General features: G+C 65.8%; 22 protein-coding genes. 12 read left to right on the plus strand and 10 right to left on the minus strand.

Translation table 11 applies throughout. From position 1 onward, the window contains the following. Window positions 1–252: 252 nt before the first annotated feature. Window positions 253–1,158 (minus strand): FAD-dependent thymidylate synthase, encoded by a 906-nt coding sequence (gene thyX / locus RXV88_RS14130; RefSeq protein ID WP_316293932.1) that lies wholly within the window; start codon window positions 1,156–1,158, stop codon window positions 253–255. A gap of 204 nt (window positions 1,159–1,362) precedes the next feature. Between thyX and RXV88_RS14135 the strand changes: the two genes are divergently transcribed. The 5 genes from RXV88_RS14135 (at window position 1,363) to RXV88_RS14155 (ending at window position 5,679) form a co-directional block, all read left to right on the plus strand. Continuing rightward, window positions 1,363–2,400 (plus strand): hypothetical protein, encoded by a 1,038-nt coding sequence (locus RXV88_RS14135; RefSeq protein ID WP_316293934.1) that lies wholly within the window; start codon window positions 1,363–1,365, stop codon window positions 2,398–2,400. A gap of 4 nt (window positions 2,401–2,404) precedes the next feature. Further along, the gene (locus RXV88_RS14140; protein ID WP_316293936.1) at window positions 2,405–3,808 is read left to right on the plus strand and encodes a tetratricopeptide repeat protein; all 1,404 of its coding nucleotides are present in this window, start codon (window positions 2,405–2,407) and stop codon (window positions 3,806–3,808) included. 64 nt (window positions 3,809–3,872) lie between these two features. After that, on the plus strand, window positions 3,873–4,307 hold the full coding sequence (locus tag RXV88_RS14145; RefSeq protein ID WP_316293937.1) for a VOC family protein: 435 nt from the start codon (window positions 3,873–3,875) through the stop codon (window positions 4,305–4,307). Continuing rightward, on the plus strand, window positions 4,301–4,993 hold the full coding sequence (locus RXV88_RS14150) for a DUF1194 domain-containing protein (protein ID WP_316293939.1): 693 nt from the start codon (window positions 4,301–4,303) through the stop codon (window positions 4,991–4,993). The genes RXV88_RS14145 and RXV88_RS14150 overlap by 7 nt, the downstream gene beginning before the upstream one ends. Beyond that, entirely contained in the window at window positions 4,990–5,679 is a 690-nt protein-coding gene (locus tag RXV88_RS14155; protein ID WP_316293941.1) for a DUF1194 domain-containing protein, read from the plus strand. The genes RXV88_RS14150 and RXV88_RS14155 overlap by 4 nt, the downstream gene beginning before the upstream one ends. 141 nt (window positions 5,680–5,820) lie before the next feature. On the opposite strand, the gene RXV88_RS14160 is transcribed toward RXV88_RS14155, so the two are convergent. From RXV88_RS14160 to RXV88_RS14170, 3 genes are all read right to left on the minus strand, one after another. Beyond that, window positions 5,821–6,318 (minus strand): MarR family winged helix-turn-helix transcriptional regulator, encoded by a 498-nt coding sequence (locus RXV88_RS14160; protein ID WP_316293943.1) that lies wholly within the window; start codon window positions 6,316–6,318, stop codon window positions 5,821–5,823. A gap of 71 nt (window positions 6,319–6,389) precedes the next feature. Beyond that, a complete protein-coding gene (locus RXV88_RS14165; protein WP_316293945.1) occupies window positions 6,390–6,671 on the minus strand; it encodes a succinate dehydrogenase assembly factor 2 in 282 nt (93 codons plus the stop codon). After that, entirely contained in the window at window positions 6,668–7,054 is a 387-nt protein-coding gene (locus RXV88_RS14170) for a helix-turn-helix transcriptional regulator (protein WP_316293947.1), read from the minus strand. Before RXV88_RS14170 ends, RXV88_RS14165 begins: the two co-directional genes overlap by 4 nt. 83 nt (window positions 7,055–7,137) lie before the next feature. Between RXV88_RS14170 and RXV88_RS14175 the strand changes: the two genes are divergently transcribed. The 3 genes from RXV88_RS14175 (at window position 7,138) to parE (ending at window position 10,854) form a co-directional block, all read left to right on the plus strand. Further along, window positions 7,138–8,343, plus strand: a complete 1,206-nt coding sequence (locus tag RXV88_RS14175) for a pyridoxal phosphate-dependent aminotransferase (protein ID WP_316293949.1) — start codon at window positions 7,138–7,140, stop codon at window positions 8,341–8,343. Window positions 8,344–8,373: 30 nt separating this feature from the next. Beyond that, window positions 8,374–8,772 (plus strand): hypothetical protein, encoded by a 399-nt coding sequence (locus RXV88_RS14180; RefSeq protein WP_316293950.1) that lies wholly within the window; start codon window positions 8,374–8,376, stop codon window positions 8,770–8,772. Between the two features lie 123 nt (window positions 8,773–8,895). Next, the gene (gene parE / locus RXV88_RS14185) at window positions 8,896–10,854 is read left to right on the plus strand and encodes a DNA topoisomerase IV subunit B (RefSeq protein WP_316293952.1); all 1,959 of its coding nucleotides are present in this window, start codon (window positions 8,896–8,898) and stop codon (window positions 10,852–10,854) included. Window positions 10,855–11,162: 308 nt separating this feature from the next. On the opposite strand, the gene dacB is transcribed toward parE, so the two are convergent. From dacB to RXV88_RS14200, 3 genes are all read right to left on the minus strand, one after another. Then, entirely contained in the window at window positions 11,163–12,662 is a 1,500-nt protein-coding gene (dacB, locus tag RXV88_RS14190) for a D-alanyl-D-alanine carboxypeptidase/D-alanyl-D-alanine-endopeptidase (RefSeq protein ID WP_316293954.1), read from the minus strand. Between the two features lie 79 nt (window positions 12,663–12,741). Then, the gene (locus tag RXV88_RS14195) at window positions 12,742–13,395 is read right to left on the minus strand and encodes a nicotinate-nucleotide adenylyltransferase (RefSeq protein WP_316293958.1); all 654 of its coding nucleotides are present in this window, start codon (window positions 13,393–13,395) and stop codon (window positions 12,742–12,744) included. Between the two features lie 107 nt (window positions 13,396–13,502). Beyond that, entirely contained in the window at window positions 13,503–15,899 is a 2,397-nt protein-coding gene (locus RXV88_RS14200; RefSeq protein WP_316293961.1) for a methyl-accepting chemotaxis protein, read from the minus strand. A 170-nt stretch (window positions 15,900–16,069) separates the two neighbouring features. Here RXV88_RS14200 and ettA point away from each other — a divergent pair, with 170 nt between their 5' ends. Further along, on the plus strand, window positions 16,070–17,725 hold the full coding sequence (gene ettA, locus RXV88_RS14205; RefSeq protein WP_316293964.1) for an energy-dependent translational throttle protein EttA: 1,656 nt from the start codon (window positions 16,070–16,072) through the stop codon (window positions 17,723–17,725). 84 nt (window positions 17,726–17,809) lie between these two features. Here ettA and RXV88_RS14210 read toward each other — a convergent pair whose 3' ends face one another. Beyond that, a complete protein-coding gene (locus RXV88_RS14210; RefSeq protein WP_316293966.1) occupies window positions 17,810–18,295 on the minus strand; it encodes an REP-associated tyrosine transposase in 486 nt (161 codons plus the stop codon). A 130-nt stretch (window positions 18,296–18,425) separates the two neighbouring features. On the opposite strand from RXV88_RS14210, the gene RXV88_RS14215 reads away from it, so the two are divergent. Next, window positions 18,426–19,109: a hypothetical protein gene (locus tag RXV88_RS14215; protein WP_316293968.1), complete on the plus strand. Its 684-nt coding sequence runs from the start codon at window positions 18,426–18,428 to the stop codon at window positions 19,107–19,109. A gap of 19 nt (window positions 19,110–19,128) precedes the next feature. On the opposite strand, the gene RXV88_RS14220 is transcribed toward RXV88_RS14215, so the two are convergent. Further along, the gene (locus RXV88_RS14220; RefSeq protein ID WP_316293970.1) at window positions 19,129–20,634 is read right to left on the minus strand and encodes a bromoperoxidase; all 1,506 of its coding nucleotides are present in this window, start codon (window positions 20,632–20,634) and stop codon (window positions 19,129–19,131) included. A gap of 270 nt (window positions 20,635–20,904) precedes the next feature. On the opposite strand from RXV88_RS14220, the gene RXV88_RS14225 reads away from it, so the two are divergent. Further along, window positions 20,905–23,046 (plus strand): S8 family serine peptidase, encoded by a 2,142-nt coding sequence (locus RXV88_RS14225; protein ID WP_316293972.1) that lies wholly within the window; start codon window positions 20,905–20,907, stop codon window positions 23,044–23,046. Window positions 23,047–23,091: 45 nt separating this feature from the next. After that, on the plus strand, window positions 23,092–24,429 hold the full coding sequence (locus tag RXV88_RS14230) for a P-loop NTPase fold protein (RefSeq protein WP_316293974.1): 1,338 nt from the start codon (window positions 23,092–23,094) through the stop codon (window positions 24,427–24,429). A 100-nt stretch (window positions 24,430–24,529) separates the two neighbouring features. Here the strand turns inward: RXV88_RS14230 and RXV88_RS14235 are convergent, their stop codons facing one another. Next, a complete protein-coding gene (locus tag RXV88_RS14235; protein ID WP_316293976.1) occupies window positions 24,530–25,498 on the minus strand; it encodes a phosphatase PAP2 family protein in 969 nt (322 codons plus the stop codon). Between the last annotated feature and the right edge of the window lie 159 nt (window positions 25,499–25,657).

Genomic DNA, 25,657 nt, shown 5'->3' on the forward strand with positions numbered 1-25,657 from the left:
CCGAGATCATCCGCGTGGCATGATCTCAGCGGGGAAAGGGGCAATCACGCCTCAAGCCCTAGTTCTGCAACAACGCCGTGCCCAACTGCTCATACCCCACGGCTATCATGCTGGATTCAAACAGTGAATCCTTCAGCCGATTTGTGCAACAAAGCCTGGTTGACCAAAGGCGATTTCTCAACCGGCTATCAATTGAACCACGCTGAATTACCTCCCTAGGCCGGATAATATTGTGACGTTCGGAAAGTTTTCTCACCCAATCAACCCCTCAAACTCCCGCCATTCCCCCTTCGACATGCCGGAGGATTCCTGCGTCACTTCCTCACCTTTCAGCATCCGCCTGACACAATCAAGAGCGGTCGCCGACAGTGTGGCGCCCCCCATGCGGTAGTCCTCGAAGGCCTTGTAGGCAAACGGCACCCAGTCGGCGACGACGTTGCAGATGGTCTCGGCGTAGACGCGGATTTCGTATTGGGCGTGGGCGTCCGCGCGCAGGCGCAGGAAATGCAGCAGGTTGTGCAGATCGACCTTCCAGTACCACTGGGTGTAGATGTTGGCGGGCAGATTCATGCGGGCCAGTTCGCGGGCGAGGCCCTGCTGGCCGTCCTGGGAAATCATCTCTTCATAGTGGTCGTAGCAGCGCATCGCGTCGTCGCGCAGGTAGCGCAGGACGCGGTCGGCCTCTTCGCCCTCGAGCGCGGCCCCCCGCCCCTGATTGTTGACCACCGATTGGGCCGCCAGCGCGTCGCGCTCGGGGATGTAGAATTCGCGGTCGAGGATCGAATAGCGGGCCGAGTATTCGTTGACGTTGGCGGTGCGGTGGCGGATCCACTGGCGCGCCACGAAGACCGGCAGTTTGACGTGCAGCTTGATCTCGCACATCTCGAAGGGGGTCGAATGCCAATGCCGCATCAGGTAGCGGATCAGGCCTTCGTCGTTCTGTACCGACTTGGTGCCCTTGCCGTAGCTGACGCGCGCGGCCTGGCAGATGGCGGCGTCGTCGCCCATGTAGTCGATGACGCGCACGAAGCCGTGGTCGAGCACCGGCAGCGCCTTGTAGAGATGCTGTTCCATGCCCGCGCTGACCGCGCGCAGGGTGGGCTGTGCGTTGGCGCGCGACGCGTCGATGTCGGCCTGTTGTTCCGGGCTGAGGGGCATGGCGATTCCTTTCCCACTATCCTGAGTCGGGGGCCACTATATCTTGGCGCTCGCAGCCGTGGAACACACCATATCGAGTGGCGGCAAAAGCGCCTCACTGCGCACGAAAAGTTTCCACGCCCCGCAATGATGCGTTGACTTGGCCGGAGCGTTTCACGCAGTTTGCGGCAAACGCCATAAAAACAAATGGGGCAGCAGTACAAAATGACCCGCATTCTTATGCTTATGCTTGCGCTCGGCCTGGTGGCTGCGTGTGAGGACACCAATCCGCTCATGGCCGAGGAAGAGGCCCCCGACGGCGAGGACGGCGGCGGCGAAGGCGACGAGGGAGGCGGCGACGAGGGCGGCCCGATCGTCAGCGACGGCGACCTGCCGCCCGGCACCGCCAGCCCGACGCCGAACACCGGCATCTTCCGCTACGAGGCGATGGACGACGACACCGGGTCGGGTTTCCTCGCCCAGCCGTCGTACAACGCTTCGGCCGACACCTTTACGGTCGACCAGCTGGCCTTTGACGGCGACGACACCTATTCGCGCGACAACGTGGTCGGCAGCCTGGGGCCCTTCGCGGTCTACGAGAACGACAGCATCGCCGTCGATCCGATCACCGGCGTGCCGATCGAGCAGTTCGAGCACAAGGCGATCTATGCGGTCAGCCAGAGCGGCGAGACCGAGCTGGCCATCGTGCGCACCGGCGCCTACCAGGATTACGGTTTTGGCGGCTTCGTCTACCAACGCAACGGCGGCGTGACGCTGCCCACCGGCGGTCAGGCGTCTTTCACCGGCGACTATGCGGCGCTGCGCGATTTCGACGGCCAAGGCGGGATCGAGTATGTGCAGGGCGACGCCTCTATCACGGTCGATTTCGACGCCTTCGAAACCGGCGCCGTTGCCGGTCAGATCACCAACCGCGTGATCTTTAACGAGGCGGGCGAGGACATCACCCAGGATTTCCTGACCGCGATGGGCGAAACCTACGAATCCAATTTCGTGACCATGCCGACGCTGGTGTTCGACGTGGTGGCCAACGGGCTTGACGCCAATGGCGAGGCGACCGGCCCCGTCGACAGCACGATCGTCACGACCGACGGCACCGAGGTGTTCGAATCCGGCACCTTCTACGCCATCCTCAGCGGCGACGGCGCGACCGAAGTGGCGGGTATCCTGGTGGTGACCTCAGAGGACCCGCGCATCGACGGTGTGACCATCCGTGAAACCGGCGGCTTCATCGCAACGCGCTGATCGGGTGCGCCGGATCGCAGGCCCCGACGTGCAAGCCCTGCGCCGCCTCGGCGGCGCGGTGGCGTTCTGCGTGGCACTTATGGGCACCGACGCCGTGGCGCAGACCCGCACCCTGACGCCCGAGGCTTTGCGCGCCGAGGCGTCCATTGCCCTGCAGGCCGGGCGTCCCGAGATTGCCGCAACCTATGCCCGCGCGCTTCTGGCGCGCGATGCGGACGATGTCGATGCGCTGATCCTGCTGTCGCGTGCCGCCCGGACGCTGGGCCGCCTGGATGAGGCGCGCGACAGCGCGTCCCGCGCCTGGGCGCTGGCCGACACGCCCGAGCGGCGTTTCGCGGCGGCGATGGTACGGGCGCAGGCGCTGGCCTCTTCGGGGCAGCGCACGCAGGCGCAGCTCTGGCTGCGCCGCGCCGCCGAGATCGCGCCCAGTGCCCGGCTCAAGGCCGTCGCCGTGCGAGACTTCCGCTATGTGCGCGCGCGCAACCCCTGGGGCACCGAGCTGAGCTTTTCCGTCGCCCCCAATTCCAACATCAACAACGGATCGCGCGCCGAGACGGGCACCTACGAGGTGCCGGTCTTCGGCACCGTCGATGCGGCACTCGGCGGCGCGGCCAAGGCGCTTTCGGGCGTCGAATACACCTTCGGCGCGCAGCTGCGCTACCGGTTGCAGCAATCGGCCGTGTCGCGCACCGATATCGCCTTCGGCCTCAGCCACAGGACCTACACCCTTTCCGAGGCTGCGAAAGAGGACGCCCCGGATGTCGAGGCCAGCGATTTCGCCTATTCCAGCGTTCAGGGCACCCTGGCCCATCGCGGCCAGTTGGGCGACGCCCGCCGGCCCTACCAGATCAGCACGACGCTGGGGCGGACGTGGTATGGCGGCCAGCCCTACATGCAATACGCCGTGCTGGGCTACCGGCAGACCTTCGTTCTGGGCCCCGGCCACCGGATCGACGCGGATATCAGCCGGCGCTGGCAGGAGACGCTGGGCACGCGCACCTCGGACGCCGAGATCTGGGATCTGGGCGCGGCGTGGTCGCAGCGGCTGGGGTCGGGCCATGCGCTGAAACTGGGGGTCGCCCTGCGCGACAGCACCTCGGACAGCGCCAACCTCGATTATCGCAGCACCACGCTTTCGGCCGATCTGACGCTGGCCCGTCCGGTACTGGGCGCACGTATCGAGATGGGGCTCGACCTGACCGTCAAGCACCACGACGAGGGCCCGGTCAGCGGCCAGGACCGCACCGACCACGAGGCAGCGGCGCGGATCACCGCGATCCTTTCGGACTACGATTACTACGGCTTTGTCCCGACCCTGTCGCTGACCGCGCGGCGGACGGAATCCGACTACGGTCAATATGATGTGAACGAAATGGGGCTCAACATCGGGCTTCGATCGGCGTTCTGATCCTCGACAATCCGCCGGGCGGCCTTACTCTGTGACCCTGACTCGCAGCATCAGGAGAAGACAGATGCCCATCCGCTATTTGCACACCATGGTCCGGGTCAAGGACCTGGACAAATCCATCGCCTTCTACAAGCTTCTCGGCCTCAAGGAACGCCGCCGCACCGAGAACGAGAAAGGCCGCTTCACGCTGGTTTTCCTCTGCCCGCCCGAGCAGGACGACGGCACCGCCGATGTGGAGCTGACCTACAACTGGGACGGCGACGACGGGCTGCCCTCGGACAGCCGCCACTTCGGGCACCTCGCCTATACGGTCGAGAATATCTACGACACCTGCCAGATGCTGATGGACAACGGCGTGACCATCAACCGCCCGCCGCGCGACGGGCACATGGCCTTTGTCCGCTCGCCCGACAACATCTCGATCGAACTGCTGCAACAGGGCGACGCCCTGCCCCCGCAGGAACCCTGGGCCAGCATGGAAAACACCGGCCATTGGTAAGGCTTGCACTGATCCTGTCGCTCTGGGCCGGCGCGGCGGCGGCGGAATGCCGCCTCGCGCTGGCGCTGGCGCTCGACGTGTCGTCCTCGGTCGATGCGCGTGAATACCTCTTGCAGAAGGACGGGCTGACGGCGGCGCTGGACGATCCCGACATCCGCTCGGCCATTCTGGCGGGCGGCGGCGAGGTGGCGCTTGCGGTCTACGAATGGAGCGGGCGGCGGCAGAACACACTGGTGCTGGACTGGAAGATCCTGTCGGATCACGCCGCGATCGACGCCGCCATCGCCACGATCCAGGCGCGGCCCCGCAGCCACACGCGCTTTCCCACCGCGATGGGCTACGCCCTGGGATACGGCGCGACGCTGATGGCGCGCGGGCCGGCCTGCCAGCGGCGGGTGATCGACCTGTCGGGCGACGGGATCACCAACGACGGCTTCGGGCCGGACCTCGCCTACAGGCATTTTCCCTTTGAGGGCATCACCGTAAACGGGTTGGCGGTGCTGGGCGCGGATCCGATGGTGCAGGATTATTTCGAGGATGAAGTCCGCCACGGCCCCGGCGCCTTTGTCGAGACCTCGGAAGGGTACGAGGGTTACCGGCGGGCCATGACCCGTAAACTTTACCGCGAAATCAATGATATGAAGGTGGGCAGCCTGCCTGCGTCACGATCGGCGGATCCGGGATGACGCGCTGGCTGATCTGCCTTTGCGCGGCGCTTTGGGCCAGCGCGTCCACGGCCGCCTGCCGGCAGGCGCTGGTGCTGGGGCTTGATGTGTCGGGGTCGGTGGATGCGGTGGATTACCGGCTGCAGCTCGACGGGCTGGCCAATGCGCTGCTGCATCCCGAGGTGCAGGCGGCGCTGCTGGCGATGCCCTCGGCCCCCGTCCGGCTGACGGTGTTCGAGTGGAGCGGGCCGACCGACCAGAGGCTGATCGCCGACTGGATCGAGATCGCCTCGGCCGCCGACATCGCGGCGCTGTCGGCACGGGTGCGGGCGACGCAGCGCGGCGGCGGCGATCCGTCGACCGCCATCGGCGCGGCGACGCTTTACGGCGCGGCGCTGTTGTCGGCGCAGACGGGGTGCTGGAAACGAACGCTGGATCTGTCGGGCGACGGCAAATCCAACACCGGCCCGCATCCGCGCGGCGCGACCTCTCAGTCGCTGGGGGGCATCACCGTCAACGGGCTGGTCATCGCTGCAATGGACCGCGACCTGCCGGAAATCGGCGAGCTCAACGCCTATTACAACGCCTACGTGAAGAAGGGGCCGGATGCCTTTGTCGAAAGCGCGCTTGGGTTTCAGGATTTCGAGGCGGCGATGGTGCGCAAGCTCAAGCGCGAATTGATGGGTCTGGTCGTATCGCAACGCTAACCGCCGGGCATGGTTCCGGGCGTGGCGGTGGCGAGGCGCAATCCGCTGCCGAAGACGCAAACGAACGCAAGCGCCAGGCGCTGCGTTTTCCATTAAGGTGAAATTCTGGCAGGCCGGCACGTTCTGCGCCACAGGCCTTGGTCAGTAGATGTAGCGGATCTGATCCATCCAGTACCGCTCCACCCGCCGCAACGAGGTGGTGATCTGCTCGATCCCCTCGGGCCCCAGAACGCCCTTGCCCTGCAATCCGTCGGCATGACGGGCGAACAGATCTGCCACGATATCGCGGATCTCTCGCCCCCGGGCGGTCAGCCGGACACGCACCGACCGGCGGTCGATCTCGCATCGCTGGTGGTGCATGTAGCCCATTTCGACCAGCTTCTTCAGATTGTAGCTGACGTTCGAGCCCTGATAATACCCGCGGGTCTTCAGTTCCCCCGCGGTGACCTCGTTCTCGCCGATGTTGAACAGCAAAAGCGCCTGAACCGCGTTTATCTCGATTATGCCGACGCGTTCGAACTCGTCCTTGATGACGTCCAGAAGCAGCCGGTGCAGCCGTTCCACCAGCGCCAGCGCCTCAAGATACCCGGCGGCGAAGCTCTGCTCAGAGCCATCCTTAAGTGACGCATGCATGCTCATGATTCTCTCCGTCCTTCTGCTCAAAGGTAGAATTGAGAGAAAATCCCGAACATTCGGTTAAGCTTTTCCGCTCAGGACGTTTTTCTTTCCTGCGCCGCGCCAAGGGCCGTCGCCGCGATATCGGCGATCAATGCGGTAAACCGGTCAGGCGCCGCGCGCTGGCCGGTCACCCACTGATAGAGGTCCTGATCGTTTTCCGACAGCAGGGCGTCGTAGCAATCCAGGTCGTCGCCTGACAACCCCGCCAGCCGCGCCTCGGCATAGCGCGACAGGATGATGTCCATTTCCTTGATGCCGCGCCGCATCGAGCGCATATGCATGCGCCGCAGCCGCGCCTCTCGCGTCTCGCTCATAGGCCGCTCTGCGCCAGGCCGCGCAGCTTCTTTTCCAGCCGGCCCAGCCGGGCCGCGCTTGCAGACATCTCGGACTTGATCGCGCGCATCTCTATCAGCACGTCGTTCAGCCCTTCGGGCATCTCTTCCTCGGGCGCGCCCAGCCCCTCGCCCTCGCCGGTCAGCAGCCACATCATCGACACGTTCAGCAGCCCCGCCATCATCGACAGCCGGTTGGCGCGCGGCTCGGCCATGTCGTCTTCCCAGGATTGCAGCGTTTTCAGCTTGACGCCCAGGCGCTTGGCCAGCTCTTCCTGGGTCATGCCTGTGGCCTCGCGGGCCGCGGCGACCCGATCGCCGAAGGTGGCCGAATCCGGCCCGTACCAATCTGTTTGATCGTCCATCGTGCTCATGTCCTCTATCCCGCTTGATCGTAACCGGGCAGCCCCCTAAGAGAGGTCAACGCTTTGTCACAGCCCGGTGTTCCATGCCTTTCCTGTCGCAGACCCTCGCCCGCGTGAAACCTTCACCGACCGTCGCCGTCACGCAGCTGGCGCGTGAGCTTGCCGCACAGGGCAAGGACGTGATCAGCCTCGGGGCCGGTGAGCCGGACTTTGACACGCCCGACAACATCAAGTCCGCTGCGATTGCGGCAATCAATGCCGGAAAAACGAAATACACCGCGCCCGACGGCATCGCCGAGCTGAAAGAGGCGATCTGCGCCAAGTTCGCCCGCGAAAACGGCCTCAGCTACACGCCGGCGCAGGTCAGCGTCTCGACCGGCGGCAAGCAGGTGCTGTATAACGCGCTGATGGCCACGCTCAACCCCGGCGACGAGGTCATCATCCCCGCGCCCTACTGGGTCAGCTACCCCGACATGACGCTGATGGCGGGCGGCACGCCGGTGATCGTCGACACCTCGATCGACACCGGGTTCAAGCTGACGGCGGCTCAGCTCGAGGCGGCGATCACGCCCGACACCAAGTGGCTCCTGTTCAACTCGCCCTCCAACCCCACCGGCGCGGGCTATTCCTGGGACGAGCTCAAGGCGCTGACCGACGTGCTGCTGCGGCATCCGCATGTGCATGTGATGACCGACGACATGTACGAACACCTGGCCTATGACGGCTTTGCCTTCTGCACACCCGCCGAGGTCGAGCCGCAGCTCTACGACCGGACGCTGACGGTGAACGGGGTCAGCAAGGCCTACGCCATGACAGGCTGGCGCATCGGCTATGCCGCGGGGCCCGAGCCGCTGATCGCGGCGATGCGCAAGGTGCAGTCGCAATCCACAACCAACCCCTGCTCGATCAGCCAATGGGCGGCGGTCGAGGCGCTGAACGGGCCGCAGGATTTCCTGGCGGAACGCGCCGCGGCCTTCCTGCGCCGCCGCGACCTTGTGGTGTCGGCGCTGAACGAGGCGCCGGGGATCGCCTGCCCGGTGCCCGAGGGCGCGTTTTACGTCTATCCCTCCATCGCCGGCTGCCTCGGCAAGACCAGCGCCGGCGGCGCGCATATCGCCAACGACGAGGATTTCGCGACCGCCCTGCTGAACGAAACCGGCGTCGCCGTGGTCTTTGGCGCGGCCTTCGGGCTTTCGCCACACTTCCGGATAAGCTATGCAACCTCTGACGAGGCCCTCGCGGAAGCCTGTCGGCGCATCCGCGTGTTTTGCGAAGGGCTGCGGGCGTAAGCGGTGACCGGGGTGTAAAGAGGAACGACCATGGCGGACCTGCCGGACTATTACTTTCGCGTCCGTGACAACGGGGCAATGGTCTTCCGCGTCGATACCGAGAACCGCCAGCGCCGGATCGAGATGGACCCGATCGCCGTGATCAACATCCGCAACGGCGAGATCAAACCCCATGGCGACCGAACCCTGTCCGAGGACGACCTGACCGAGATCCGCGCGTGGATGGCCGACCGCAGTGCGCTGCTGGCCCGGCGCGACATCGACGACATCCACCGCGCCGTCGACCATTTGAACCTGACGACCCAATGGGCGCAATCCAAGGCCTCGCCGGAACAGCTCGATGAGGTCACCGACGCGCTGCTGCTGGCCATGCACGACCTGCGCACCGTCCTGGTGCGCAAAAAGGCCGACCGGCTGACCAAGGGCTAATCCGAAGAAAGCTCGCAAGGGCTTGATGAGGGGCCCCGCCCCCGGGAACTGCGTGTTCCCCCTTCACCGCACCGCCCCCCTCTGCCATACTGCGGCCAATCAAAACCAAGACGAGCAGCTGCCATGCCCGACGATCTTCTCTCCGGCACCGGCCCGGACGATTACGGCGCCCATTCCATCGAAGTCCTCGAAGGGCTGGAGCCCGTGCGCAAGCGCCCCGGCATGTATATCGGCGGCACCGACGAACGCGCGCTGCATCACTTGGTGGCCGAGGTGCTGGACAACTCGATGGACGAGGCGGTGGCGGGCCACGCCAACCGCATCGAGGTCGAGCTGCACGACGATTACGCCATCACCATCCGCGACAACGGGCGCGGCATCCCGATCGACCCGCACCCCAAATTCCCTGACAAATCGGCGCTCGAGGTGATCCTGTGTACCCTGCACGCGGGTGGCAAATTCTCCGGCAAGGCCTACGAGACTTCGGGCGGCCTGCACGGCGTGGGCGCATCGGTGGTGAATGCGCTGTCGGATTCCATGGTCGTCCAGGTGGCCCGCAACCGCGAGCTCTTTGAACAGCGCTTCTCGCGCGGCATTCCTCTGGGTCCCGTGGCCAAGGTCGGGCAGGCCCCGAACCGGCGCGGCACCACGGTGACCTTCCATGCCGACCCCGACATCTTTGGCGCGCACCGGTTCAAACCGGCGCGGCTGCTGCAGATGGCGCGCTCCAAGGCCTACCTCTTCTCCGGGGTCGAGATCCGCTGGAAATCGGCGATTCCCGATGGCGACACCCCGCAAGAGGCCACGTTCCACTTTCCCGGCGGGCTGTCGGACTACCTGACCGAAACGCTGGGCAATGCCGCGGCCTATGCCGACAGACCCTTCGCCGGCACGGTCGATTTCAGGGAAAAGTTCAACGCTCCGGGCAAGGTCGAATGGGCGATCAACTGGACCCCGTCGCGCGACGGCTTCATCCAGTCCTATTGCAACACCGTCCCCACGCCCGAGGGCGGCACGCATGAAGCGGGGTTCTGGGCGGCGATCCTCAAGGGCATCCGCGCCTACGGCGAGCTCGTGAACAACAAGAAGGCCGGGCAAATCACCCGCGACGACCTGCTGACCGGCGGCTGCGCTTTGGTCTCATGCTTCATCCGCGAACCGGAATTCGTCGGCCAGACCAAGGACCGGCTGGCCACCACCGAAGCGCAGAAACTGGTCGAGGGCGCGGTGCGCGACCATTTCGACAACTGGCTGGCCTCCGACACCAAATCCGCCGGTGCGATCCTCGATTTCCTGGTGCTACGCGCCGAGGAACGGCTGCGCCGCCGGCAGGAAAAGGAAACCGCGCGCAAATCGGCGACCAAGAAGCTGCGCCTGCCTGGCAAGCTGACCGATTGCACCGCCAAGAACCGCGCAGGCACCGAATTGTTCATCGTCGAGGGCGATTCCGCCGGCGGCTCGGCAAAGGGCGCGCGCAACCGCGAAAATCAGGCGCTCTTGCCGCTCAAGGGCAAGATCCTGAACGTGCTGGGGGCGGCCTCGTCCAAACTGGGGTCCAACGCCGAGATCAGCGATCTCTGCGAGGCGTTGGGCGTCGGCATGGGCACCAAGTTCAACGTCGACGATCTGCGCTACGACAAGATCATCATCATGACCGACGCCGATGTCGACGGCGCGCATATCGCGTCGCTCTTGATGACCTTCTTCTTCACCCAGATGCGCCCGCTGATCGACCAGGGGCACCTCTACCTCGCCTGCCCGCCGCTCTACCGCCTGACCCAGGGCGCGCGCCGCCTCTACGTCGCCGACGACGCCGAGAAAGAGGCAATGCTGGCCAAGGGTCTGGGCGGCAAGGGCAAGATCGACGTGCAGCGCTTCAAGGGCCTGGGCGAGATGGACGCCAAGGACCTCAAGGAAACCACGATGGACCCGAAGACCCGCAAGCTGATCCGCGTCACCATCGACGAGGATGAGCCCGGCGAAACCGGCGATCTGGTCGAGCGCCTGATGGGCAAGAAACCCGAGCTGCGGTTTCAGTACATCCAGGAAAACGCCCGGTTCGTCGAGGAACTGGATGTGTGAGGCCTGCTCTCGCAGGGCGACATTGTCCCGGACCTGATCCGGGACCTCCACCGAAATTCAATGCGCGCCAAGTCGCGGAACAAAGGGCGAAGCCCGCCGCGACCAGCGCCGGACCGTCCCGGCGGTCTGGCGCTCTGTCGACGCGGGCGCGTCGCTCGTTCTGAGCGATGATCTGGCAAAAATAAAGCGCCTTAGAACAGCCGTTTCTGCGCCAGCCCACGATCCGGCGCTGGTCGCGGCGACGGCGAGCTACGAGGCCCCGGATCTGGTCCGGGGCTGTGTTTGCGCGGACGGTCACCGTAGCGCCATCACGACGCGTACATCACCCCCCAACGATCGATCAGCGCCTGCTGCAGCTTCTTCGCCCTAACGTTCCAGCTACGCGCGCCTTCGGGCCGTTCGCGCTCTGCCTTCGTCAGCCCCGCGCGGCGCTCGATGTCTGCGGCGAAGATAGCGAAGGCCAGTTCGCGGCCGTCCGGCAGGTCGATGAACCCGCCCAGCCCGCTCACGAAATTCAGCGTCCCGGTCTTGGCGTGCACGCTCAGCGGATGGTCCTCGACGAGGTTGCGCGCGTCGTCGCGCATCTTGATCTTTTTAAGCAGGGGTTTCAGCCCCATCCGCCCGCGCACCGCCACCAGCGCGCGGCACATATCCGCAGCCGAGATGCGGCTGGCGTCGCCTAGGCCAGAGTGGTCCACCAGGGCGGCGCTTTTCAGGCCCAGGTCCGAGATCGCCCAGGCGTTCATCGCGGCGGCGGATTGCGCCAGCGTCTCGGCCACGCCCCCGATCGCCTTGGTGGTCGACAGCCCGACCACCTCGGCCGTCAGGTTTGTGGAATATTTCAGCATGTCGCGCAGGATGATCCGCAACGGCGGGCTTTCATGCGTGGCGAGCGTGGCGCCCTTCGGTTCGGTCTCGGCCATCGCGGGCGTTTTCAGAACGATCCCGTGCGCGCGCGCGAAAGTCTGGAACACCTCGCCCGCGTAAAGCGCCGGTTTGCGCACCGGCAGCCAGCGCGCCCCGCCCTTGCCCAGCGCCCCTTTCGCCACAGTCCAATCGTCGTGCCCGCCCGCATCCGCGTAGGTGTAGACCGGCGTGCTGCGCGCCACAACCGACATGCGCGCCATGCTCACGTCGGGCCGGTGGGTCGCCGACCGTGCGTCCATCGTCACGTCATAGCCCTTGCCGCCGCGCCGCCATTCGAAATGTACGCGGTTGTAATTCAGGTTCAGGCTCGAGATTGCCGGGGAATAGCCGACATGATCGGGCTGGCCGGCGTCGATCGTCCGCAGATAGGGCAATGCGCCGTCCCAGAGCAGAAACCGTCCCTTCACCTCGCGAATGCCGGCCGCCTTCAGATCGGCGGCAAGCGCGGCGAGATTGTCGGTCTCCAGCACTGGATCCCCGCCGCCCACAAGCGCGAGATCGCCTGCGACGACACCATCCGTGACCGGGCCCGTGGCGACCAGGCGAGTGACGAAGTGGTGCGCCGGACCGAGATGATGCAGCGCATACGCCGCGGTCAGCGCCTTGGCCACGCTGGCGGGCGGAAGGCCGGTGGCGCCCTGCCGCTCTTCAAGCGTCTCGCCGGTCGCCACGTCCGCCACGGCAAAGCCGACCGCGCCGTCCAGCCTGGCCGCTTCGATCAGGGCTTCGGCGCTCGGCAGGGTCTTGCGTCCGAAATCGGCGCCGCGGGCGGCCGGACGCAGCGAGGTGAGCGGCGGATTGGCCCAGAGCGGCTGCGCGGCCGCCAGCGTCGCGGCGGCCCCGGTCAGCAGAAAGGCGCGGCGTGAGAACCTGTGTGTCATGGCGCGATCTAAGCTCAGCGCTTGGGCCGGGGCAAGGGCCCGAACGCCGCAGCTTGCGAGGGTCGCGCGCCCACTGGCGTCAATCGCCTGCTCTGCCCAGAGGCATCGCCGCGGGCCAGTGACCGGCCGCGCGGATGCGCGTGGAACTGAGCGGAATCATCGGCACATTCACAAAGCACCATGCCGGCGGGGCAGCGGCGGGCAGAAGCCGCGACGCGCGCGCGGAGAGACGGGCGCACCGGAAGACCCGCGCCGCCTTGGACATGCGCCCGGAAATGCGGTCGCCGGGGCGCGCCAGAACGCCGACGGGCACGTCGTTCAAAATCTTCTGCCAGTCGCGCCAGCGGTGTATCTGCGCCAGGTTGTCCGCGCCCATCAGCCAGACGAAGCTTATGCCGGGATGCAGGCGCCTAAGCAGGGCCAGGGTCTCGGCGGTATAGCGCGTGTCCGCGCGGCTTTCGAAGTCGCTGACACAGATGCGCGGATGCCCCCCGAGTACCTGTCGCGCCTTGTCCATGCGGTCGGCCAGCGAGGCGGGCTCCTGGGTCTTGAGCGGGTTCATCGGGCTGACCAGCCAGACGACGCGATCGAGACCGAACCGGCGCAGGGCCTCTTTCGAGATATGCACATGCCCGGCATGGGCTGGATTGAACGACCCGCCCAGAAGACCGACGCGGGCACCGCGCGGCAGCGGCAGCCGCAGGGCCTGTCCACAACAGTGCTGATCCTGCATATTTATCGGCAAACACGGCATTTGCGCAAAAAGACATCAACCCCGGCCGAGTGCAAGCGCCATATGTCCGCGGCCGGCCGAGCGCGGGCGGCGCGGCCCGGGATGGGTCAGAACTCCTCCCAGATGCCCGCCGCCTGCGCTCCGTTGGCCGCTCTTGCAGGCCGCTCGACCGGCAGTGGAGTGGCGGGAACAGCGATCTCTTCCTCGAAGGCGGCGAGGGCCGGTTCGGGGTCGATGCCGACATCCTCCCAGTCAGGGCTGAGCGGCACGTCGGACGCGGCCGTGCCTTCGAAATGGCTGACCAGTTCGCGCAGGTCCATGGATTTCTTCAACAGGGTCCGGCTGGCGTCGGCGCTGTCGCTGACCATGCTGGCGTTTTTCTGGGTCACGTCGTCCAGCATGACGATGCCCGTATTGATTTCCGACAGACCGTTGGATTGATCGGACGCGGCGCTGGCTATTTCGCGTGCCTGAACCGCGACCGCGCGCACCTCGGTCAGGATCTGATCGATGGACTGGCCCAGTTCCGAGACCAGCTTGACCCCGTTGCTGACATTGTTGTTGGAATTCACGATCAGGTTCCGGATCTCGCCCGCGCTGTCCGAAGAACGCTGCGCCAGCGCGCGCACCTCGCTTGCGACCACGGCAAAGCCGCGGCCCACCTCGCCTGCCCGGGCGGCCTCGACCCCGGCATTGAGCGCAAGCAGATTGGTCTGGAAGGCGATATCCTCCATCACCTGGATGATCTGGCCAATCTGCTTGGAGGAATCCTCGATATTGCCCATCGCTTCGACGGCGCGCGAGCGCACCTCGTCACCGCGTTCGGCCACGTCGCGGGCGGTATCGATGGCCGAGACAATGTCGTTCGCACCCTGCGCCGTTCCCTGCACGCTGGCCGTGATCTCTTCCATGGCGGCGGCGGTCTCTTCCAGCGTGGCGGCCTGGTTTTCGGTGCGCTGGGACAATTCCTCGGCCCCCGAGGACAGGGTGCGGGCGTCGCTGTCGATGGCCAGAGACGTGGCCTGCATCTGCTCGATGATGTCGCGCAGCGCGTCCACCGTAACGTTGAAATCCGCGCGCAGGCTTTCGTATTCGGCATCGAGTTCGCTGTCGATGGCGCAATCCAGCTTGCCCGCGGCCAGCGCGTTGAGCGACTCGCTCAGCCGCTCGATCACTTCGTTCTGCGCCTGCGCGCGCTCGACCGCGCCGTCCTGCGCCTCGCGCCCCTTGGTAAGGTCGTCCCGCAAACCCTTGAGCGCCCTGGCGATGGCCCCGACCTCGTCGCCGGTTTTGGTTTCGGGAATGTCGGTGTCGTAATCCCCCTTCATCATCCGGTCCACCGCCTCGGCGATTCTGGTGACGCGGGCGGTCAGCAACTGCGTCAGCCAATATGACAACAATGCGACGACCGACAGGACAATGCCGATCTCGATCATCATGCTCGTCCGCAGCGCGTGCTGCGCCGCAAAGGCCTCATCCATGTCCTGTTCCAGGATGATCGACCATTTCGTCCCAGCCACCTCCAACGGTTCCGTCACGGCCAGCACCGAATCGCCCGCGATGCCGGGAACGTCCTCGAAAATCGCGTTTTCCAGCCGCATCGCCGTCTCGAGTTGCGGCGTCGGCGGCGCGGGCTCCAGCACGGCGGGCGCGCCGGGCCGGTCCAGACTGCTGCGCATCTCGCCGCCGGTGCTGACCGCATAGGCGATCCCGGTCTCGCCCAGCGCGTCGGAATCCGTAAGAATGCGCGCGATCTCGGAAATCGGCATCTGAACCGCGATCACACCGATCCGGTTGTCCAGATGATCGAAAACCGGCATGGCGATGAACTTGGCCGGAGCGCCGTTGCTGGGCGCATAGGCAGAGAATTCCTCGTATTGCGCGGCGAGCGGCGGCGCCGCCATCGCCGCGCGAAAGACCCGGCCCAGGCCGGAGTCGCGATACGGCCCGTCAGCGAAATTGGTGGCGAAATCGGTCTCTTTGAACACCGAATAGACAAGGTTGCCATCGGTATCGAAGAGGAACACATCGTAAAAGCCACGCTCTTTCAAAATGGTGCGGAAGCCCGGATGAAAACGCGCATGCACCTGCGACCAGAGCGACCCGTCTGCGGCAGTGTCGAGCATATCTTTCGACCCGACCGGATTGGGATTGTCGTCGATGTACAGCCGTTGCAGCTTTTCGGTGGGCTGATCGCCCAGAAACACCCATCCTTGCGAAAAGCTGGTCAGCGCGTCGCGGGTGGCAAACCCGGTGGACAGGATGCGCAGATCCTCTTCGATCCCCTCGGCCCATTCAGTGAGAGCGATGCGGCGTCCTTCGATCACGCTGTGGAACTTGGCGATTCGTTCCTGGTAAAGCGCGCTGGAGGCCTGATGATCGGTAAAATGCATCGCCGCGAGCACCACCAAAAGCGTGGGCACGGCGATCTGGATCGGAAACCGGTGCCGGATCGACATGCGCCGCCACATGCTGCGTTTCTTGACCGTGTTCTGCTCTGCCATCCGAGGCCTCCGTCCGCACCGCGCCCCGCGAGGGTCCGCATTTCAGTCCGCAAACCCATTAGCAGGGCGAATCTTGCGGTCAGGTTAAAGGCTAGCCAAGGCCGCGCGGGCGATTGCAAAGCCGCGTCCGCCCGAGTACACCGGCGCGAGACCGAGCAGGGAGAATTTCGATGGCGTCCTATCAGTACGTTTACCATATGGATGGCGTGTCCAAGACCTATCCGGGTGGCAAGAAGTGCTTTGAAAACATTCGCCTTTCCTTTCTTCCGGGCGTGAAGATCGGTGTTGTCGGCGTCAATGGCTCCGGTAAATCGACGCTGATGCGGATCATGGCGGGGATCGACAAGGATTACACTGGCGAGGCCTGGGCCGCCGAGGGCGCGCGCGTGGGCTACCTGCCGCAGGAACCCGAGCTCGACGCGTCGAAGACCGTGCGCGAAAACGTCATGGACGGGGTCGCCGAGAAGCAGGCCAAGCTCGACCGGTTCAACGAGCTGGCGATGAACTATTCCGACGAGACCGCCGATGAGATGGCGGCGCTGCAGGACCAGATCGACAGCGAGAACCTGTGGGATCTGGACGCCCAGATCGACGTCGCGATGGAGGCCCTGCGCTGCCCGGCGGACGATGCCGACGTGACCACGCTTTCAGGCGGCGAAAAGCGCCGTGTGGCGCTCTGCAAGCTGCTCCTGGAAGCTCCGGACATGCTGCTGCTGGACGAACCGACCAACCATCTCGACGCCGAGACCATCGCCTGGCTGCAGAACCACCTGATCGAATACAAGGGCACGATCCTGATCGTGACCCACGACCGTTACTTCCTCGACAGCATCACCGGCTGGATCCTCGAGCTCGACCGCGGGCGCGGCATCCCCTACGAGGGCAATTATTCCAGCTGGCTGGAGCAAAAGGCCAAGCGGCTCGCCCACGAGGCGCGCGAAGACAAGGCCCGCCAGAAGACGCTGGAGCGCGAGCTGGAATGGATGCGCCAGGGCGCCAAGGCCCGGCAGGCCAAGTCCAAGGCGCGGATCCAGGCTTATGAAGAGCTGGCCGGCCAGTCCGAGCGCGAACGCGTGGGCCGCGCGCAGATCGTTATTCCCAACGGTGCGCGGCTGGGCGGCAAGGTGATCGAGGTCAATGGGCTGAAAAAGGCCATGGGCGACAAGCTGCTGATCGAGGATCTGAGCTTTTCGCTGCCGCCGGGCGGGATCGTCGGCGTGATCGGTCCCAACGGCGCGGGCAAGTCGACGCTTTTCAAGATGCTGACCGGGCAGGAAAAACCCGACGCAGGCACAATCGAATACGGCGACACCGTGCAACTGAGCTATGTCGACCAGTCGCGCGACGATCTCGATCCGCAGGCCACTGTCTGGGAGGCGATCTCGGGCGGGGCCGAGATCATCCAGCTGGGCGACGCGCAGATGAATTCGCGCGCTTATTGCGGGGCGTTCAACTTCAAGGGCGGCGACCAGCAGAAGAAGGTCGGGCTGCTGTCGGGCGGTGAACGCAACCGGGTGCACATGGCGCGGCTGCTGAAGTCGGGCGGCAATGTGCTGCTGCTCGACGAACCGACCAACGATCTGGACGTCGAGACGCTGCGCGCGCTCGAGGACGCGCTGGTGGATTTCGCAGGCTGCGCGGTCGTGATCTCGCACGACCGCTTTTTCCTCGACCGGATCTGTACGCATATGCTGGCCTTCGAAGGCGAGGCGCATGTGGAATGGTTCGAAGGCAACTTCGAGGATTACGAGGAAGACAAGAAACGCCGCCTGGGCGCCGACGCGCTGGAGCCGAGACGGGTGAAATTCAAGAAATTCACCCGCTGACAGGTACCGACACCGTAGGGTGCGCATTCATTGCGCACCTGCCCCCCCGGTTCATACGGGCCCGGTGCGCAGTGAATGCGCACCCTACGCCGCCGCACCGGACGCAATATCCCGCGCCCGGTGGATCGACGAATACAACCAATCCTCCGGGCGCGCGACCAGCCCGTGTTTCACCGGGTCCTCGTGGCAACAGGCCACCGCCTCGGCCAGGGCCGCCGGCCCGCGCAGATGATGTTCCCAGAATCGCCGCTGCCACAGCCCACGCTCACGCCGCGCGACATGGCTGAGCCGTCGCGGTCCAGGCTCCATCTGCCGCGAAAAGCGTGCCTTGATCACCGACCAGCGGGTCGAAAAATCCGCATCCCCGGGCGGCAGCTTCCAGATCATGTGCAGATGATCGGGCAAAACGACACAAGCCTCGATGCGAAACGGCCGTTCCACCATCGTCTGGCGCACGGCCTGCCGCAGCAGGCCGATATTGCCGGTAAGATGCGACGCGCCGCGCTCGTTCAAGGCGACGGTGAAGAAGATGCAGGCGCCAGGCCTGTCGGGGCGAAGATAATTCGGCATGCCCACACAATGCCCGGCACATGGTTAAGAAAGCCTTGTCCCGCCCCCGTAGGGTGCGCATTCACTGCGCACCGCCCCTGAGCGACTCCGAAGACTTGCGCCCGCGCGCCGCTTGCGCTTCCCTGCGCCAATGCGGATGACGCTGATCCTGATGCTGTGCCTTCTGGCCGCCTGCGGCCGCCCCCTGACCGAGGGCGAGACCGCCTTTGCCGACGCTCTCGCGGGCCCCGCGGTCGACACCGCGTCCGTGCGCTTTCATAACGGGCATTTCGCCGGATCCTTCACCTACACGCGCCCCGTGCGCCCGCGCCTGACCTGTCAGGAGCGAATCTTTCCGCCCTCTGATGGCGAGACGGTCACCGTGTCGCCCGGGGCGATGGTGCTCTTGAACACGGTGCTCTTTCGCCGCGATCTTTATCGCGACGATCTGATGCCCGGCTTTCCCGGCCTGATCGACCTGGCCGACGCCATGCTGGTGGCGCATGAGCTGGCCCATGTCTGGCAATGGCAGAACCGCGCCGAGACCGGGTATCACCCGCTCAAGGCCGCGCGCGAGCACCGGGACAGCCCCGATCCCTACCTCTTCGAGCCCGACACCGAAGGCGATTTCCTGACCTACGGCTATGAACAGCAAGGCGCGATCGTCGAGGAATACGTCTGCTGCCGCCTGCTCGACCCGCAGGCCCCGCGCACCGCGCGGCTGCGCGACATGATCAGCCGGCACATGCCCGTGGACCGGCTGGAGCAGGCGCTGGACCGCCCGCTGGTCCGCCTGCCCTGGTCCGGCGCCGAGCCCCGCGGCATATGCCGCTGACGCCGGCGCCAGGCCTGGTTCAGACCACCGCCGTGAGTTTCGCCGCGCCACGACGCCCGTCGGCGGGCCAGGGCGTAAAGTCACCGTCGACGCGCAGGCTCGCATATCCGCAGCGAAAAGCCCTCGGGTTCGCCGAAATGGCATGGCGTTGCCCGTCCAGCCCGCTGAACCCGATCGAGGCCGACAGGTTGTCGCCTTCCAGCGCCTCACGCAGGATCTGCAGCCCCAGCGCCTCGCCCATGCGCAGATCGGCGTGGTTCTCGGCGTGATAATAGCCTCCGGCCACAATGCGCCCAAGCGCCACGTCGCCGGCCAGCCGGTCGAGCCCGGCGGCATCCACGCCCGTGGCGGCAGCGGTGGCCAGGTGGGGTTGGTGGCGTGGCAGATCGAAGACCGCCTTCATCACCGTGACCAGCGCCCCGGCGGTCAGCGCCTGCGCCGCCCCGTCGGAGGGATGCAGCGGCAGGCCGTCCTCGCACATCACCGGCAAATGCAGGGTCTCGCGGATCCGCGTCCGGTCGCCGGTGGTGGCGTTCATCCGGCCCACCCAATGAAGGAGGTTCGGACAGGCGTTCGCCAACTCGTCGATCGCCGCGCGCAGTAACACCCCGTCCGGGCCGCTGTGCAGATCGTCACGCGCATGCATGACCGCAAAGCGCGCCGCCGTCACGCCCGGTCGCGACAACCGATCGGTGCGCCCCGCGCGGACCTGCGCCAGCGCCGTTGCACGCCGCACCGCGCAGCACATGAGCGTCAGCAGCCGCTGCGCCGTCCAGTGCCGGCGCAGCACCGGCGTGGCGCTGATCCCCGCGTCATAGCCGACGCCAAGCCCCAGCATCCGCAGCGCGGTCGCAAAGAAGATCTGGCCGGGATGCGCGGTGTGCACCTGCTCGGCAAGACCGCGCGGCGTGACGACGTGGCAGCGCGGCGCAGCGTCGTGCCCCGGCAAAGGCAGATCGGCGCCCACGGTGCGGTCCAGCCAGTCGATCCATTCCGACATCGGCGCCGCTTCGCCCGGAACCGTGCCGAGCGCCGCCCGGATCGACGGGCGCATGCCCTGGCTCCACAGCGGCGAGATCGGCGCGGCGGGCCCGTCGCAGGCGACACCGCCGCGAAACAGCGTGCGCAGGGTCAGCTGGCCATCGCCGTTCCAGCGCAGGGAACGGCGATGGCCTTCGTCACCCAGACCGGCCCGGGAGAAGGCCGTGTCGTCCACGTCCCGGAACGAGACGGCGGAACGATCGAACCACGTCAGGCTGCGCAGCTCGCACAGCAGTTCGTGGAGGGTGAAACGCGTTCCGCCATCGATCGTGACGGTGTGATGCGGGTTGGTCATGGCGTCGAACGGCACGTCGCGCAGCAGCGCCATGGCATAGACCTCGGCCATGTCGGCGGCCAGTTCCGCCGCCCCGTGGCGCGGTACGTCACGGGTGAGAATGGCGTGATCGCCGACCCGCGCGGCCTCGCCGAGACCGCCGTCGACGACGTTGAAGGCTTTGAGCGGAGCGGTTGTTTGAGCGGTCATGGCGCGATCCCCCTGTCGATGGGCCCGCGTGGCCTTGTCCGGCCGGGGCGGTGCCCGAATTAGCGTGAGGTAAAGGCTGACAGGCCAGCGTGACCTGCCCGTGAATGCAGCGCAACCGCGCCGCAAAAACGCGCGTTAAAATGCAGGTCGGCGCCAGCAATCCTGCCGCTGCCGGCGTGAATAACGCGCAAATGACGGTGCACGGCTTGACCGGATGACCCGCGCGGCCTTTGCTATCCGCAAAGACAAAGCGATTAGCAGGAGCGAGCGATGGCGCAGAGCTGGACCTCTTCGAGCCCACATGATTTCTGGGATGCCTATCTGGATTGGACCGGCCTCATCCAGGCCCGCCGCGAGGCGCTTTTGCCGCCGCCGCAGCCCACGCCGGACCGCTATCAGCCGATCTTCATCCGCCTCAAGCCCGTCGGCCAGCCCGCCACCATCGAAGCCGCCCGCGCCGCGCTGTCGGCGCTGGTCAACGACCCGGCGGCCCCGGTGGTGATGGACCCGCACGAATACGATTTCCTGCAGGAAAGGCTGTCGCGCCCAGGCACCTACCCCGGCCTGCCCGACGAATACGCGCTCTACCGCAAGCTCGGCACGGCGAACGACTATCAGGCGTCGCTTTGGCTGCTGCTGGACGTGGGCAGCACCGTGAACCTCGATCCCGGCGCGATCCCCGTCGGCACCGCCGGCGCGGTCGCCGAACCGGCCACCGGGCGCAAACCCAAAAAGACCACGCCCATCGTCGCCATCATCGACGACGGCATCGGCTTTCTCAACGCGCGGTTCCGGCGGCGGCAGGGCAAGGGCTATGGCAGCCGGTTCGAGGCGATCTGGCTGCAGGCCATCGAAGAGGCCGCACCCCGGCAGGGCGACGCCCCGCGCCGCGTCTATCTGGGCGAGGTGCTGACCCGCCGCGACATCGACGCCTATCTCGACCAGGGCGCGGCGCCGGACGAATGGGCGGTCTATTCCGCGCTCAACGCCCGGCTCTGCCGCATCGACGAACGCCGCTCGACCGATTTCGCGCTGACCCACGGCACCCATGTTCTCGATCTGGCCGCCGGGGCCGACCCGGACGACGCCAGCAATCCTGCGCGCGACTGGCCGCTTCTTGGCGTGCAACTGCCCGCCTCGGCGGTCGAGGACACGTCGGGCACCAAGTTCGAGAATTACATGGTGCAGGGCATTCGCTGGATCCTGCGGCAGGCGGCGCAGATCGACCCCAAGGCGCCGGTGATCGTCAACCTGTCGATGGGCATCCTCGCCGGGCCCAAGGACGGTACGCGGTTCACCGAATACCAGGTCGCGCGCGAGGCCAAGCTGTGGGAAGAGGTGACCGGCCAGCCGGTGCGCGTGGTCTGGTCCTTCGGCAACGCCTATCGCGGCAATCTGGTGACGCGCTTCGGCTATGACGCGGGCAGCGCGGCGCAGGACAGCGACCGGCACCTGACCTGGCGCATCCAGCCCGGCGACCAAACCGCGAGCTTCGTCGAGATCCACACCGACCCCGCGACCCCTTCGACCGCGTTGCAGATCGCGCTGACCACGCCCGATGGCGTGGCCTCGGGCTTTGCGCCGATCCCGCCGGGGGAATACCGGTCGCTGATGCGCAACGGCGCGGCGGTGGCGCGGCTCTATCATGTGCCCGAACACCCCTTGGACGACGGGCAGGTGCGCCGCGCGCATCATGTCCTTGCGGTTGCACAGACCGACAACAAGCTGGCCGGCGAGGCGCTGGCCACCGCTGGCGCCTGGACCATCGGCCTCCGCTACGAGGGCGCGGACGAGGCGGCGGTGCATCTGCAAGTCCAGCGCGACGAGAGCCTCGCCGGTTACCGGCCCGGCGCGCGGCAATCCTATTTCGACGCGCCCGGCGCCTATGGCTGGGACAAGACCCTGCAGGACTGGAGCCACCTGGCCGACGATTGCCCCATCGAATACGCCGACAGCCTCAGCGCCCTGACCACCGCCGGCTGGACGCCTGATGCGCATCCGCCCGTGCCGGTGCGGCAGGTCTTCACCGTCGGCGCGGTCGAGCGCGACACCGCCACGGACTCGCTGCCGCCCTCGCTTTACACCGCCGAAGGGGCGGAATGGACGATGCACGGGCCGGTCGGTTCCACCGTGGCCGACGACGGGCGGCTCTTCTGGGGCGTTCTGGCCGCGGGCACCTATACCGACAGCGCGCGGCTCTTGAACGGCACCAGCGTCGCCGCCGGGCGCATGACCCGGGCGCTGGCCATGTGCGCGCCGACGATCGTCGCCAATGCCGCGCAAGGCGGCGGCAACCAGATCGACGATCTCGACCCCGCCGTTCTGCCGCTGGTGCCTGTCCCCGCCGCCGCGCAGACGCGCCTCGGCCCGGTGACCGTCGACATTCACGCCGGCGCGCGGCCGCGCAACTGAGGTCGCGCCGACACGTCATGCCGCCTGCTCTGCCCGGAGGACACCATGCGGCTGACCGTGCCGGAACCAAAGATCGACCTCTATAATGAGGGCTTTGAAAAGCACTGCAGACTTGGGCGCGCGAAGGATGGCCAAAAGCTGTCCGATCTGGTCGAACGGGTCTCGGAACCGATGGTGGTCGCGCTCGACGCCCCATGGGGTGCCGGGAAATCCGTTTTCCTGAAGTGCTGGGTCGGCGCGCATGTCGCTGAGAACGGCGGCACGGCCACAACGGTCTATTTCGACGCCTTCAAACACGACTACCTGGACGATCCGCTGGTTTCCATCGTCGGGGTCGTCGCCGAGCGCCTGGAGAGCTTGGGCGGCTCGAAATCCGGATCGGCAAAGAAAAAGGGGCTGGCCAAGGTCAAAAGCTACGCGCCCATGTTCGGGCGGGCATTGCTGCGCCTCGGGATCGCATATGCAACAGCCGGCGCGTTGCACGAGATTCCGGACCCCACGCAAAGCCTTGCCGACGATGCGCTGGACGCTGGCAGCAAAGAGCTTGGCGACGCGACACGAGACTTCTGGCGCACCGAGGAAAATCGCCGCAACGCCATGGAAGGGTTCCGCGAGGGGTTGTCCCAGGTCGCATCTGACGAGACCAAGCTGGTGATCGTTGTCGACGAGCTGGACAGATGCCGGCCGGACTATGCACTGAGCCTGCTGGAAGTGATCAAGCACTTCTTCGACGTTCCGAACGTGCACTTCATCCTTGGTGTGAATTCGGCGGAATTGGCCAACTCGGTCAGAGCAAGGTACGGGTCCGGGGTTCAGGCCGAAAAGTATCTGCAAAAATTCATCACGCTGACGATGCCGCTTGTTCCGCGGCCTGCGCGCAGGGGGCCATCGACTCAACTGCAAATCGATCACTTTCGGTACGTATCGGAGCAACTGGGGCTGGAGGCCTCGTGGAAGTTTCGATGGCTTGAAACATATCTTGGATACGTCGATCACCACGCAGGTCTCGGCCTGCGAGATGTCGAACGGATCGCTGCGCTTGCAGTACTAACCCCTGAGCCAATTGAGCGTCCCGAAGCGAGGCTACATCTCTATACGGGATTGATCATTCTAAAGGTTCATGCGCCAGGTTTGATTCAAAAAGCCAAGGACGGCTCGCTCAATAACGAAGACGTCTTCCGTATTTTCAAGTTAAGAGGGCAGGCCGAAATTGGCGGGGCAAGATGGAAGGCCCACGCATGTTGGGTACTCGCGACCTTACCCGATGGTCAAATTCCCGAGAGTGTTTTGGATGAATGGAAAATCATACTCTTTTTGGATTACGAACCCTCCGAACTTCTGCGCGACACGCTCGCAGACTGCATCGAAGCCTTTCAGATCTAGTGCTCCCAAAAAAACTTGGCCGGAGGTCTGCACCTCCGGCCTACTGGTCACCAAAACACGCGGAGACTCCGCGCGCCACCTTTAAAACTCGTTAAAACTCTCAGCCCCCAGTGCCGGGGGTCCATTCCTTCAGGGCGTCCGCCCACATATGCGCCATCCAAGCCGGCGCCGTGACACCGGAAAGATCGGTGCTGCCCGTGCCGATGATGGCGTCGTAGTCAAGCGCCTCGGCCAGCAGGGTCAGATTGAAATCCCCCGCATAGCTGGCGCCGTGATAGGTGCGTTGCGGCGTCGCCGGTTTGCCGTCGAGCAGATTGACCAGCGCCTCGGCCATGGTGATGCCCAGCACCGCACCGGCCATGCTGTCGGACGGGTAATGCACCCCGGCCACGGTCCGGTTCATGGCGATGCGCGCGGCGTGGCGGTAAAGCTCGTTCTGCGCGGTGATCGCCGCCTTGGGATCGAACGCCCCCGGATAAACGAGCCGCGTCAGCACGGTCGCCAGCGCGAAGGATTCGGTGGCGTGCCCGCTTGGCCAGGCGCCATGACCCGGCGTCTGGATGCAGGGCTGCACCTCGTAGGACATGGTGATCGGGCGCGGCACGTCGAAGCCAAGCTTGAGAGGCATTTCCAGGTTGTTGGCCAGCCGCCATGCGGCGTTGGCGACCCAGAGCGTCCACTTGGTCGCCTCTTCACTGAGATAGCCGACCATGCCGAAGAAGGACATGAGGTCGGTCGTCTCGGTCACGATCTCGGCCATGCGGTCGCCGCGCAGATCGGCGGCGGCACGCAAGAAATGCAGCTGGTGCTCCGCCAGGAACTCGGCCTCGGGCTTTTCCAGCGTCGCCAGCGTCTGCCCCCCGATCGAGATACCGCCGGTTGTGTTGGCCTGGTCCGAACTGTCCAGATCGACGGTGAACATCTGCAAGAGCGCCTGGTCGATCACCGATTGCCGCGGGAAGCCGGCCAGCGCCTTGAACGCTTGCCATGTGTCGCGCCCGGCCTGCGGCGGCGTTCGAGAGGCCGTCCCATTCCAATAATGCTGCGTGCCATCGCGCGCGAGCGCCATGGCATTGGTAAGATAGGGCGAGGCCCCGAAGCCCTGACCGCCTTGGCCACCCTGACCGCCTTGGCCGCCTTGGCCGCCTTGGCCGCCTTGGCCACCTTGTCCGCCCTGGCCGCCTTGCCCGCCCTGGCCACCTTGTCCGCCGTAAATTGTCATACAGCT

This window comes from Aestuariicoccus sp. MJ-SS9, assembly GCF_032586235.1.
In the GTDB taxonomy this organism is placed as follows: Bacteria; Pseudomonadota; Alphaproteobacteria; order Rhodobacterales; family Rhodobacteraceae; genus Aestuariicoccus.